This window comes from Arcobacter sp. s6, assembly GCF_040884245.1.
Lineage (GTDB): Bacteria > Campylobacterota > Campylobacteria > Campylobacterales > Arcobacteraceae > Aliarcobacter.
Genome location: NZ_JBEVTN010000016.1, coordinates 44500 through 58305, shown reverse-complemented (window position 1 = coordinate 58305; position 13806 = coordinate 44500). Strand labels below are relative to the sequence as shown.

12 protein-coding genes are annotated in these 13806 nt (G+C 26.6%); 5 read left to right on the top strand and 7 right to left on the bottom strand.

Features of this window, described 5'->3' with window-relative positions; translation table 11 throughout:
- Positions 1 to 13 precede the first annotated feature (13 nt).
- The 4 genes from ABVS04_RS11010 to ruvA are packed head-to-tail and all read right to left on the bottom strand — an operon-like array spanning position 14 to position 3790.
- Positions 14 to 1450: a Mur ligase family protein gene (locus tag ABVS04_RS11010; protein WP_368030783.1), complete on the bottom strand. Its 1437-nt coding sequence runs from the start codon at positions 1448 to 1450 to the stop codon at positions 14 to 16.
- A complete protein-coding gene (locus ABVS04_RS11005) occupies positions 1437 to 2156 on the bottom strand; it encodes an alpha/beta fold hydrolase (protein WP_368030782.1) in 720 nt (239 codons plus the stop codon). Before ABVS04_RS11005 ends, ABVS04_RS11010 begins: the two co-directional genes overlap by 14 nt.
- 3 nt (positions 2157 to 2159) lie before the next feature.
- Entirely contained in the window at positions 2160 to 3200 is a 1041-nt protein-coding gene (locus tag ABVS04_RS11000; RefSeq protein ID WP_368030781.1) for a D-alanine--D-alanine ligase, read from the bottom strand.
- Positions 3201 to 3226: 26 nt separating this feature from the next.
- Complete coding sequence (gene ruvA, locus ABVS04_RS10995) at positions 3227 to 3790, bottom strand: Holliday junction branch migration protein RuvA (RefSeq protein WP_368030780.1); 564 nt, start codon at positions 3788 to 3790, stop codon at positions 3227 to 3229.
- 105 nt (positions 3791 to 3895) lie between these two features.
- Between ruvA and ABVS04_RS10990 the strand changes: the two genes are divergently transcribed.
- Positions 3896 to 6082: a methyl-accepting chemotaxis protein gene (locus ABVS04_RS10990; RefSeq protein ID WP_368030779.1), complete on the top strand. Its 2187-nt coding sequence runs from the start codon at positions 3896 to 3898 to the stop codon at positions 6080 to 6082.
- A gap of 39 nt (positions 6083 to 6121) precedes the next feature.
- Here the strand turns inward: ABVS04_RS10990 and ABVS04_RS10985 are convergent, their stop codons facing one another.
- The 3 genes from ABVS04_RS10985 to ABVS04_RS10975 all read right to left on the bottom strand — a co-directional run bounded on the left by ABVS04_RS10985 (position 6122) and on the right by ABVS04_RS10975 (position 8564).
- Positions 6122 to 6481, bottom strand: coding sequence for a hypothetical protein (locus tag ABVS04_RS10985; protein WP_368030778.1), 360 nt, complete (start codon positions 6479 to 6481; stop codon positions 6122 to 6124).
- A 76-nt stretch (positions 6482 to 6557) separates the two neighbouring features.
- Positions 6558 to 7622 carry a tRNA pseudouridine(13) synthase TruD gene (gene truD, locus ABVS04_RS10980; protein ID WP_368030777.1) on the bottom strand — a complete coding sequence of 355 codons (1065 nt, stop codon included), beginning with the start codon at positions 7620 to 7622 and terminating at the stop codon, positions 6558 to 6560.
- 120 nt (positions 7623 to 7742) lie between these two features.
- The gene (locus ABVS04_RS10975; RefSeq protein ID WP_368030776.1) at positions 7743 to 8564 is read right to left on the bottom strand and encodes a thiamine-phosphate kinase; all 822 of its coding nucleotides are present in this window, start codon (positions 8562 to 8564) and stop codon (positions 7743 to 7745) included.
- Between the two features lie 144 nt (positions 8565 to 8708).
- On the opposite strand from ABVS04_RS10975, the gene ABVS04_RS10970 reads away from it, so the two are divergent.
- From ABVS04_RS10970 to ABVS04_RS10955, 4 genes are all read left to right on the top strand, one after another.
- The gene (locus ABVS04_RS10970; RefSeq protein ID WP_172125521.1) at positions 8709 to 9095 is read left to right on the top strand and encodes a class II SORL domain-containing protein; all 387 of its coding nucleotides are present in this window, start codon (positions 8709 to 8711) and stop codon (positions 9093 to 9095) included.
- A gap of 950 nt (positions 9096 to 10045) precedes the next feature.
- Positions 10046 to 10984: an N-6 DNA methylase gene (locus tag ABVS04_RS10965; protein WP_368030775.1), complete on the top strand. Its 939-nt coding sequence runs from the start codon at positions 10046 to 10048 to the stop codon at positions 10982 to 10984.
- Positions 10902 to 12629: an N-6 DNA methylase gene (locus tag ABVS04_RS10960; RefSeq protein ID WP_368030774.1), complete on the top strand. Its 1728-nt coding sequence runs from the start codon at positions 10902 to 10904 to the stop codon at positions 12627 to 12629. The genes ABVS04_RS10965 and ABVS04_RS10960 overlap by 83 nt, the downstream gene beginning before the upstream one ends.
- Positions 12629 to 13804 (top strand): restriction endonuclease subunit S, encoded by a 1176-nt coding sequence (locus tag ABVS04_RS10955; RefSeq protein ID WP_368030773.1) that lies wholly within the window; start codon positions 12629 to 12631, stop codon positions 13802 to 13804. The genes ABVS04_RS10960 and ABVS04_RS10955 overlap by 1 nt, the downstream gene beginning before the upstream one ends.
- Positions 13805 to 13806: the final 2 nt, after the last annotated feature.

The following is a 13806-nucleotide window of genomic DNA, read 5'->3' as shown; positions in this document are numbered from 1 at the left end:
TTTTTCCTAAAATTTATATAAAATTCGGTGCATCATTTGCAAATAAAATCAAATCACCAATTCTTGTTTTTTGTGCTAATGTAGCTTCCATTAAAGATTTATCTTTTAATATATATACTTTTTCTTTATCAATATTAGAACTTAACAAATGCGTGTTTAAACTTCCTGTTAATATAACTAAATCAAAATTCTCATTTATTGCTTTTGCTAAAAGAATATTTGCTTCATCTGTTGATTCAACAAGTCCTGGTGTTATGATTACTCTTCTTCCTTTATGATTTGAGCATATATTAACAGCTTCTAACATCCCTTCCAAATTTCCATTAAATGAATCATCAATTATTAACTTTCCACCTGCTTCAATTTTTTGAAGTCTATGTTCTACTTGAGGAAGAGATTCAAAAGCAACTTTTATTTCATGTATAGTCATTCCTAAATAATGGGACGCTAAAATAACTGCTGTTAAGTTAATTGCATTAAAACTTCCTAATATTGGTGCATGAAAATGCTCTATTACTCCAGCAACTTCAACATCAAACCAAATACCATCTAAATTACTTTTTGTGATGTGTAACTTATTTGGAAACTTTGTAATTGTAGGATATGCTTTAATAGGAACTGACTCATGAACAAATCCCATTTTCATTCGAGGTGATTTTAAAAGCTCCATTTTTGTATGAATAATATTATCCAAAGTTTTAAAATATTCAATATGTTGAGGACCAACGCTACCTATTATACAAATTTGTGGTTCCAAAAACATAGTAATTTCTTCAATATCACCTTTTACTCTAGCTCCTGCTTCTGCTATATATATTTGAGTATCTAAAGGTATATCTCTATTTACATCAAGTACAATTCCAGCAATTGTATTAACTGATCTTGGAGTTTTATAAGTTTTGTATTTATTCTTTAAAACATGATACAAGTAATTTTTTATAGATGTTTTACCATATGATGCAGTAATTGCAACAGTTTTTAACCCCACAATACTTTTAACTCTTTGTTTACCTTTATTTTTAAAAGATATGAAAAATATCTTTTCTAACAAAGTAGAGATTCCATAAGTCAAAATAAGTGGAGTAAATACTAACATATTAGTACAAGAAGGATTTGATAAGCAAAGTGCTGTCATAGCAAAAGTTGTAAATAATAAAATTGCTAAAAATCTTTTTACCCTAGAAGTAAGAACAAGAGCTCTATCTAACTTTTTATTCCATAATACAAAACTAGTCATATATATAATAAAAAAGTATGCGGCATAATAAGGTTCTGGAATTATATAAAAAAGTACTATAGGTGAGAGAAAATAAGTTATATGCCACTGCCATTTATGGTGCTTTAAAATTACTCTATCAAGTTTATAATTGTACCATTGAAGATTAGTAATTAAATACCAACCTAAACTCATAATTAAAATTATGTGTGTAATTATATTAATGTATTCCATTTTCAATTCTCTCGCTGATATCTTTTACATTTTTTACAAAGAAGTAATGATCACCATCATATGATATAAATGTTGATTTTTTTATTAAAGTTGAAATTTTTTTACCTGATTCTAAAGAAGTTGCAGTATCTTCCTTTCCCCAAAATATCAAAGTATTATTTAAAAAATTTGAAAATACAGATGAAAAATCTTCATTTACAACATTTTTAAAAGTTGCATACATATTTTCACTCATTGTATTCACATCTTTACTTCTAAATGCTTTCGTTATTTTACTAAAACCTAATTTATTAAAAATCTTAGAAAGTGCAATTTTTACTTTTACGTCCATAGGTTTTTCTTCTAAAATACCAGCCGTGCTTAAAAGTACTAAATTTCTTGGATTTAAAAGTGTTGCAACTTTTCCACCATAAGAATGACCTGCAATAACATCTTTTGATGAATTTAATAGTTTTAAAAATGCATCAGTAATTTTTGCATAATCACTTGTTTTTAATTCATATTTATTTTCTGTCTTTCCAAATCCTGGTAAATCTATATAAATATGTCTAAAATCTTTTAAATAAGTTGAAAATACATTTTTCATAATATCTTTATTAGACCCCCAACCATGTAAAAAAATTATATCTTTTGTACATGTAGGATTTATTATTTCATAAGAAATATCAAAGCTTTTATCATCAACAATTAAATTTTTTGTTGCCAAGGTTTATTTTCCCTTACTAGCTTGGATTTTATTTACATATTCATAATTTATTGGAATATGTTTTTTATTTGGTAAATTTGAAGCAAGATCATTAAATAAATTTGCAAAATCTTCAAATAAATAATTTGCCATAGAACCAGGAATAGAGTTAATTTCATTTAAATAAACTTTATCATCAACAACAAAAAAATCACATCTAATAATCGAACCTTCAAATAAAGTATTATATATTCTTTTAAAAGCATCTTTAATTTCAGTATTTAGTTTATCACCTAAATCAACTTCTAAAGCTTTTGATGTTCTTGAAAAATCTAAATATTTTTTATCAAAATCTAAAAATTCAGTTTTTTGTGGCTCTTCAATAATAGAAAATCTAAATTCACCATTTATTTTTGTTCCCGCTAGATTATACTCTTTTACTCCACTTATAAATGGCTCAATAATAACTGCATTATCAAATTCATAAGCAACATCAAGGGCATATTCTAACTCTTCTTGTGTTTTGACAATAGATACTCCAATAGAACTTCCTAGTTTAACTGGCTTTAAAATAACAGGATAAGAATCAACACAAACCATATCACCTTTTGTGTAATATTTATAATCTAAAGTATTAACCTTTACACTTGAAGCATAACCTTTAGTTAAAAATTTATTAGAACTTACAACACAAGCTTCTGTTCTTGGAGCAATAAAAGGAATATCATAAAAATCTAATACAGATGATAAAATACCATCTTCACCGTCACCACCATGAGAAAGATTCAATACAACATCAAAATCTATATCTTTATCTTTTGAAAAAAGTCCACCTTTTTTATAAAAACCTTTTTTCTGAAAATAAACTTTATCAAATTTTTTATAATTTCCTGTACTAAATAATTTTGAATTTATTGTATCAGTTGGAATATGATATAAATCCCTTGATGCATCTAAAAATAAATATACTAACTCATTATGTAATACATCTTTCATAGCAATTGAACTTACGATTGAAATTTCATGTTCAAAACTCACTCCACCAAAAACTATAGCTATTTTCATTAAATTCCTTTTTACCTATTATATTTTTATTTTTGTAATTTTTTTAGTGCTTCTTTTACTAAATCACTTGTATTTCCACTAACACATGTTTTTAATACTTTTGAAACAAGATCTTTTTTGAAACCTAATGATTCTAAAGCAAGAGCAGCTTCAAAAGAAGAAGACAATGCTGCATTATCACTACCATCATGAGTATCAACTATGAATCCTGAAAGTTCTACTAGTATTCTACTAGCACCTTTAGGACCAAGCCCAGGAACTCTTTTTAGCATTGTTACATCATTATCATTTACAATTTGTGCAAATGAATTTGGTGTAAAAGTAGAACAAATTGCAAGTGCAACTTTTGGTCCTACTCCATTTATTTTGATTACTGTATCAAAAAGTTTTTTTTCATTTGAATCTAAAAATCCATATAAAGATTGAGAATCTTCTCTTATTATATGAGTTATTTCTAATTTGACTTCATCTGAAATAATTTTTGAACTACAATTAAGAGAAACAAAAACTTCATAAATAATTCCATTAACATTTATATTTAATAATGTTGGTTCTTTCTTTATTAATTTACCTATAAGCCCGACTATCATTCTTTGCTCTTTATTTCATGAAATCTTAAAATTTAATATTTAATTAATATTTAATAAATAGATTTAATTATATAATAAAATCACTTAAACAAAAAGGCTTGCTTCATGTTTGAATTAATAACTAAAAAGATAAGTAATAAGATTATTATTGCTTTGTTTGTATTAATGTCACTAAGTAGTATTACTGTAATATTTTTTACAACAACAAAAGTAACAGAAAATTCTATAGCAAAAATAAAAGAAAACTTAGAAATGCTAAATGCAGCTATGTTTCAAAGTCTTAGAAATGCAATGAATACAGGAGATCCTGTGCAAATTGCAAATGCAGAAGAAGATGCAAGACAAATAAAAGGTGTTACAAATCTAACTGTTGCAAAAAGTAAACCTTTAATGGAATTATATCCAAGTGATAGTCCATTTACTGAAGATGAACAAATAATAAATACCTTCAATTCAAAAGAGCCTTTATTAATACAATCAAAAAATCAAAATGGTCATACATTAAGAATGATTAAACCTATGATTGCAACAACAGATTGTTTGATGTGCCATGCTAATCAAAGTGAAGGTGATGTAATTGGAGTAATGGATTTAACTTTTTCTTTAGATGAATCAGACTCACAAATAAAATCACTTGTAACTGAAATATCAATTATATCTTTAATTCTAGCAATTTTAACAATTGGTCTTATCTTTTTCATTGTTAAAAAGGCTACGAATCCTATTGGAGAATTAAAAGATGGATTTGAAAACTTACTTCATTCAAATGATACTGATATTACATTAAATGTTCAATCAAAAGATGAAATAGGAGAAGTTGCCAATTTATTTAACGCTTATATGGATAAAGTAAGAGCCGGACTAAAACAAGATGAAAAAGTAATAGAAGAAGCAAGTGATATTTTGGAAAAAACAGGAAATGGATTCTTTGTTTATAAAGTTAATACAAAAGCTTCAAATCCACATGTTGAAGACTTGAAAAATAAATTAAACTCAATGATTTTAAGTACAAAAGAAACACTTGATAAAATAAATGAAACACTAAGATATTATGCCGAATCAAAATATGATTATAAGATTCAAGATGATGGAATTTATGGAAATCTTGGTTCACTAACAGCTGGAATTAAACTTGTTGGAAATAATACATCTGAAATTTTAGCAATGGTAATGAATACAGGAGAAGCCTTAAATAACAATACCCATACACTTTCTAATGCTTCAAATAACTTATCTGCATCATCAAATCAACAAGCAGCATCTCTTGAAGAAACAGCAGCAGCATTAGAACAAATAACAGCAACAATACAAGCAAATACTCAAGCAACCAATAGAATGTCACAGCTAGCTCAAAATGTTACTACATCAGCTCAAAATGGCCAAAATTTAGCAAATCAAACTGCTAAATCTATGGATGATATAAATAAACAAGTTAGTTCTATTAATGTTGCTATTGAAGTTATTGATCAAATTGCATTTCAGACAAATATTCTTTCTTTAAATGCAGCTGTTGAAGCTGCAACTGCTGGAGAAGCAGGACGAGGATTTGCAGTAGTAGCACAAGAAGTTCGGAATTTAGCAAATAGAAGTGCTCAAGCAGCAAAAGAGATAAAAAATATAGTTGAAATAGCAAGTAAAAAAGCTCAAGATGGTAAAGATATATCAGATAATATGATTCATGGATATACTGAATTAAATGAAAATATTTCGAATACTATTGTTACAATAAATGAAGTAGCAAGAGCTTCAAAAGAGCAAGAAAGAGGAATAGTACAAATAAATGATGCTATAAATACACTTGATCAAGCTACACAAAAAAATGCTCAAGTTGCAGACGAAATATCAATTATGGCTACAAATATTGCTAATATGTCAAATGCCCTTGTAAGTGCTGCTTCAAAAGCATCATTTATTGAAGATGCTAGAGATAAAGTTTGTGACGTTGAACTTGTTTATGAAACTGCACAATTAAAAGTTGATTTATTAAATACCAAAGACCTTGTATATTCAAAATTAGGTGAATATAACTCATTTGAAATTAAAAAAAATATTAGCTTAAAAAAATGGTGTGAAACTCATAAAAATTCTGGAAAAAAGATCAATAAAGAATTAATGAATCAAATTGATAACTTAAATATTGAATTCCATAAAAACCTTCAAGAATTAGTAAATGCAAATTCGAATAAAGAAAAAAACTCTAGTTTAAACCAAAAATCTAAAGATGTAGAAATGAATACACTAAGAATATTTGGGAATCTAAATAATGTAAAAAGAGAAGCTTGTAAAAAATAAAAGAAGAATTCTTCTTTTATTTGATAAATTCATTATTTTCTAAGATTGCATTTGCTTAATCAGTAATTCTAACTCTTCATCAGAAAGAGTTTCTTCACTATCATTTGCATCTATATTTTTTGCACTAGGTGCTAAATTGTATTGACTTTTATCTATATTGTTTTTTTCACAAACAAAGTTCACAACTCTTTCTATTTTTTGTCTATGTAAATCTTGATGTTGTAGTAAACCGTATATATCGGAAAGTGAATTTTGGATTTTTTCTTTTTTATGTAGGGGTATATCTAAACTAGTATTAATACTATCAATGATTTCAGCACTATCATATATTAGCTGAGCATTATTTTCTGATTCTTTTATTACTTCACATAATTGAGAAATTAACTCTTCATACTTCATATAAATCCTTTAGGCTCTATTTTATATGAAGAGTTTAACTTATTTTAACTTAATATATTAGCTTTTTATTTAGTTATTAATGAATTATTTCCGCAATTACTTCAGTAGCATATGAACCTTTTGGTAAGTAAAATTGTAATTCCATCCAGTTCTTTTCTTCTTTATAATTACTTGAAATATCTTCTGGGAAAATCCATGCAAATCTTCTTGCACCATCCTCACCTGTTTTTTCTTCAAACTCTTTTTCAATCTCGTAAGCTAAGTCAATAGAATTTTTAACTCTTTTACCACTCAAAAGCCCAGTTGGAACTCTATCTCTGTCATAAAATTTTTGTGCTTCTTCTTCTAAATCTTCAATTGTAAAGATTTTTCCAAAAGGATAATGTGAAAGCAAATCACCTGTCATTAATTTAAATGGATGTTTTTGTTTTTTCATTTGCTTCACAATATCCAAAGGCAAATTTAATCTTTGATAAATCTCTTTTGGCTCAAAAGCATCTATAAGTTTAGATATTTCTATTCTTTTTGAGAGCCATGAATTAAATAAATAACTTTGATAAGCATTAATATACATTTGTTTTAAGTTTCTTCTTTTTTCTTTTAACTTACCATCAATTATATCTTTACCTTTTTTATAATTATCACCTTCAATTCCAAATCTTTGAAAACCAAAATAATTAGGAATACCATAAGTGACAATTAATCCTAATGCTTCTTCTATTTTTCTTTTTTCAATAGCACCTACTCTTTTAAGTCTAATAAAAAATTTATTACCTTTTAGATGCCCTACTTTTATTTTATTATTATGATAAGTTGTTTCAAGGATCTTTAAATTTTCATTTTGAAAAGATTTTAATTGCTCTTCATATTTTCTATGGACTGAAATAGATTGAACTGTCATTGCATTTTTGTCTTTAAGTCCTGCGTATCCAAACTCTCTTGAACTACAATTTAAAAATTTTGCTAAAAGTTCAATAGCATCCCAAGTAGCTAAATCTTTTTTTCTAATCTTTAAAACAAGATGTTCACCTTCACCTGAAAATTCATAAAGTGGGATTTCTGTAACTACGAAATCATCTTTGTTTTGCTTAAAAACCACATCAATTTTTGAGTGATTTAAATATCTTTGTACTTGTTCCAAATATTTTCCTTTAAATTAAGTCCTTTAAAATAAAAGAACCAAAATTTTTCAACTACCTTTTAGTATAACTTATAAAAATAGTAAAACTATAAAAAAGCAATATGCCTTTTTGCTCTTTAATTAAAAATGATGATTTTTACACTCTGTTGTATATTTACCTTTTACAGCCTTTGCAAATATATTTAATTTCACTTTATGCTTTAATGCAATTTTCTTTATTTTATCAAGATTTTTTTCATTAAAAGAGAAAAGAATTTCGTATTCTTCTCCTGATGTTCCAATCTCTTCATCAATATCATATAAAAATTTAAAACCTAATTTATTAGCCTTTGATAATCTTTCTAATTCAAAAAATAAGCCATCTGAAATATCCATAGCACTTGAGACATAAGGTGAAATTTCATAAAAAAAATCATCATTTAAAACAGGTTTTATAAACTTTGAATTTTTTGAAATATCTTTATTTTTGAAAAGTCTTTCTAAATCTCTTTTACATAAACCTAAAGTTCCTGTATAACATAAAAGCTCTCCTTTTTTCATACCTTTTCTAAAAACTGGATTTATTGTTTTTGAAATAATTGTTACTGAAATATCTAATTTTTCATTTGATATTGTATCACCACCAATTATTTTTATTCCAAATTCACCTGCAGCTTTTTTGAAACCTTTCGCTAACTCTTTTAATTCTTTTTCAGTGTATGATTTCGGAATTGCTACACTTAAAAGAGCAAACAGAGGTTTTGCATTCATTACAATTGCATCTGAAATATTAACAATCATTGATTTATAAGCAATTTGAGATAAACTCATCCACTCTCTTTTAAAATGGACATTTTCAAAAAATGCATCCATCGAGTAAACAAAGCCATCTATAACAGCACCATCATCACCTATGATCTTATTACTTGAAAACTGTTTTATAAAATATTCTTCTTTATTCATATCTTATTATATCTAAGATGAGCAAAATATACACGCTAAATTAAGAAATTAGGTAAATTTTCTATATAGGATAAGAAATATCTTATTTATTTTATAAAAAATACTGTATAATGTTTTTTTAAAATAATTTAATTAGGAGATACTATGCCAAAAATTAACAAATATGTTGATATTGATACTGTTGAGAGAGAAGCAAAAAAGGATTTAATTGATAGACACAGTCCATTTATTCACTGTGCTGCAACTGCAAAAGCAGGTGAGCCATTTGAAGTAACTGTAAAAATGGGTAATGAATACACTCATCCAGATGATTTCGATCATTATATTGAGTCTGTAACATTATATAATGGTGATGTTCAATTAGCTAAAGCTTCTTATGTTCCAGGAACATTAGGAAACATCAAAGCTCATAATACTACTACATTTACAATTATTCCAACTGGAAAAAAATTAAACTTAGTAGCTCACGGTTACTGTACAAAACATGGTATCTGGGAAGGTACACCTGTAGAAGTAGCTGTAGCTGAATAGGCTTTAAGCACTATACAATCGAAAAGGTAGGAGCTTTTTAGCTTCTACCTTTTTTTATTTTTGTTGGTTATTTGTTGATAAGTATTTTTTAATCAACAAAATAAATTTTTATAATTTTATTTTAAATCTACAGTTTTGCAAGTTTGGCAGCTTTGTAATTTATATTTTAAATTACTCTACTTATAACTTAATATAAGTAATCTCAAAAGATTAATAATTGAAGTGTTTGAATATATGTTATTAATAAATAAAGTCTATTATGAAGACCCGTGTTTTCTGTATATTTCCGAAATAATACCGAAAAAATAGGTTTTATTGATTTTTATTTTCTTCAATAATATGAAAAATCAAGAAATTTTTGGAGCGAATTTGGAGCGAATAAATCGTTCCAAATATCATTCTTTTTATAGAAAATATAATTAGTTTAATGAGTAAAAATCTATTAAAAATTTAAGTTTAGCAAGTTTGGCAGTTTTGCAAGACAATGATGAAATAATTTACGTAAAAATTCGATTGAAGATTTATTTTTAAAAGATAGATTTGCTTCAATTTAAAAGTCCTTATGGACTTCCCACATTTTTTATTAAAAATAAAAAATCGTGGCCTAAGTTTAAACCCAACCTCTACTTTGTATTCTCTAAACTAAACTACTGTTTAAAATTATCTGTTTAATTATAATTTATTTCTATACTTATCCTAGAAACTAGTTTTCTTTTAATATATTGCTCTAGGGATAAAGTATATTTTTAAATAATATGATTTAAGTTGATATATCATAATGAACTTCAATTCTTTGATAAACAATCAGTAATATTTAATCTAAACTAATAGATATTAAGTTAAACATTAAAATTAATAATAAAAATGCAAATATTTATTAGGTACAATACCAGTCAAACTAAAAAGTGATATATTCACTAACTAATCATGCAATCATCAGGAAAAGATAAATGAACAAACAACAACTAGCTGCAAAGATTTGGGAATCTGCAAACCAAATGAGGTCAAAGATTGAAGCCAATGAATACAAAGATTATATTTTAGGTTTCATCTTTTATAAATATCTTTGCGATAAAGTTGAAAGATTTGCTAAACAAGAGGGCTATACAGCTGAAGATATAGCAAATTTATCTGAAGAAGATAGTGAAAGTGTTGAGTATTTTAAAGAAAATTTGGGCTTTTTTATCTCTTATGATAATTTATTTTCTACTTGGATAAAAGTAGGAAAAGATTTTGATGTTTCAAATGTAAGAGATGCAATGTCAGCATTTAATAGGTTAATCCATGATAACCATAAAAAGCTATTTGATGGTATTTTTACTACTTTAGAAACAGGACTTAGTAAGCTTGGAGAAAATGCAGCTTCACAAACAAAAGCAATTAGCTCACTTATTCATTTAATCAAAGATATTCCAATGAACTCAAAACAAGACTATGATGTACTTGGGTTTATTTACGAATATCTAATTTCAATGTTTGCAGCAACTGCTGGTAAAAAAGCAGGAGAATTTTATACACCTCATGAGGTATCAGTTTTAATGTCTGAGATTATTGCTGAGAGCCTAAAAGACAAAAAAGAAATCCAAATCTACGACCCTACAAGTGGTTCGGGTTCTCTACTTATAAATATTGGTGCAAGTGTTGCAAAACACATGGATGATGAAAATAATATCAGATACTACGCACAAGAGTTGAAGCAAAACACTTACAACTTAACAAGAATGAACTTAGTTATGAGAGGAATTATCCCAAGTAATATTGTTACAAGAAATGCAGATACTTTAGAAGAAGATTGGCCGTATTTTGATGAAAGTGACCCAACAGGAACATATAACCCTTTATACATATGCAATTGTTTCAAATCCTCCATATTCTCAAAAATGGGATAGTGAAAACAAAGAATCAGACCCACGATATGCAAGATTTGGATTAGCACCAAAAACAAAAGCAGATTATGCCTTTTTACTTCATGATTTATACCACTTAAAACCTGATGGAATTATGACTATTGTATTACCTCATGGTGTATTATTTAGAGGTGGAGAAGAAGGGGTAATTAGAAAAAATCTAATTGAACAAAATCATATAGATGCCATTATTGGATTACCTGCTAATATTTTCTTTGGTACAGGTATTCCTACAATTATCATTGTTTTAAGACAAAAAAGAGAAGTTAGAACTGATATTTTAATAGTTGATGCTTCAAAAGGTTTTGAAAAAGTAGGTAAAAACAATAAATTAAGAGCTAGTGATATTAAAAAAATAGCTGATACAGTAATAAATAGAACAAATATTGATAAATACTCAAGAGCTGTAAGTAGAGATGAAATTAGAGAAAATTATTACAATCTAAATATTCCAAGATATGTAGATAGCTCTGTTGCTGATGAAAGTTTTGATATATATGCAACGATGTTTGGGGGTATTCCAAAATCTGAAATTGATTTATTAAATATTTATTGGAAAAGTTTCCCAACTCTAAAAAGTGCATTATTTGATAATATTGAAAGTGAATATACACATCTAAAAACTAATGATATAAAACAAACTATTATGGAAAATACCGATGTAAAAACATTTATTAGAAATTTCAACTTATCATTTGAAGATTTTAATAGTTTCCTAAAAACTGAACTTTTAGAGCAATTACTAACTCTTAAGATTCAAAAAGAACAAACAATTTTAGGTAATGATATATTTAAAAGACTTGAAAATATCCCATTAATAGATAAATATGAAGCTTATCAACTACTTGATAACAACTGGCATATTATTGAAACTGATTTAGAGATTATCCAAACAGAAGGTTTTGAAGCAACAAAACAAGTTGATGCAAATATGGTAATAAAAAAGAAAAATGGTAAAGATGTTGAAGTTCAAGAGGGATGGATAGGTCATATTATGCCATTTGATTTAGTTCAAAAAACATATTTAAAAGATGAACTTGAAGCTTTAAAAGCCAAAGAAGATAGACTTTTAGAAATAACAGCACAATACGAGGAGATTTTAGAATCACTAAGTGAAGATGAAAAAGAAGAAGATACTGTAAAAGAATCAAAAGATGCTTTTGTAAATGCAGAAGTTGTAAAAGTTGCTAAAGAAATTAGAGCAGAGATTAAGAAAAAAGCTAAGTTTGATGAAGATAGCTATGAGATGAAAATATTAAAAGTAGATGATTTAATATCAGAAGAAAAAACACTAAAAAGAACAGTAAAAGAAGAATCTGAAAAACTTCACATAAAAACTAAAAAAACAATTGAAAATCTTAGTGTTGCACAAGTGAATGAGTTACTTGAATTAAAATGGATAGAGCCATTAGAAGACAAACTATATAAACTTCCAAATGGAATAATCAATAATTTAGTAAATAAAATCCAAGAAATCTCTGTGAAATATGAAACAACTTTGAAAGATATAGAAAATGAGATAAAAGATACAAGTAAAGACTTATCTTCGATGTTGCATGAATTAGATGGAAATGAGTTTGATATGCAAGGATTAAAAGCATTCCAAGAGCTTTTAGAGGTTAAATAATGACAACTAAAAGTAAAGTACCACAAATTCGTTTTAAAGGGTTTAATCAGAAGTGGGATAATAATAAATTTGAAGAAATAACTACTATTAATCAGGGTCTTCAAATTGCAATATCAAATCGTTTTACTCAAAAAATAGATGGTAGTTACTTTTATATTACTAATGAATTTTTAAAAAAAGGTTCAAATATTAAATATTTTATCCTGAATCCTCCTGAATCAGTCTTATGTTCAAAAGATGATGTTCTTATGACTAGAACGGGTAATACGGGAGAAGTAGTTACAAATATAGATGGAGCATTTCATAATAATTTTTTTAAGATAAAATTTGATTCTAAAAAGTTAACAAAAGATTATTTAGTTTACTTTTTAAAATTACCTAAAACTCAAAAACTTATTTTGAGTTTAGCAGGTGTTTCAACAATTCCAGACTTAAATCATAAAGATTTTTACAGTATAAGAATATTTTTTTCTAAAGATATTAAAGAACAAGTAAAAATCGGTGACTATTTCCAACAACTCGACAAACTAATAGAACAAAAAGAGAAAAAATACCAAAAACTAAAACAGTTTAAAAAAGCAATGCTTGATAAAATGTTTCCTAAAAATGGAGCTGATACTCCTGAAATAAGATTTAAAGGTTTTATTGGGAAGTGGGAAGAAAAAGAAATAAATGAATTATTTATTGTAACAAGAGGTGATGTATTAGCAGCTACAGAAACTTCAAGTCAAAAATCTGAAAAGATGCCTTATCCTGTTTATTCTTCTCAAACAAAAAATAATGGTTTACTAGGATTTTATAAAAAATATTTATTCGAAAATGCAATTACATGGACAACTGATGGAGCCAATGCTGGAACCGTAAAATATAGAGAAGGAAAGTTTTATAGTACAAATGTAAATGGAGTTTTATTATCAAATGATGGTTATGCAAATCTAGCTATCGCAGAGATATTAAATAATATCGCTTGGAAACACGTTTCATATGTTGGGAATCCTAAATTAATGAATAACGTGATGAGCAAAATAAAAATTATTATTCCAAATACTATCGAAGAACAAATCCAAATAAGTAAATATATAAAACAATTAGATAAACAAATTGACCTACAACAAAAAGAGCTAGAAAAACTAAAAAATATAAAAAAAGCATCATTAGCTAAGATGTTTGTATAAAG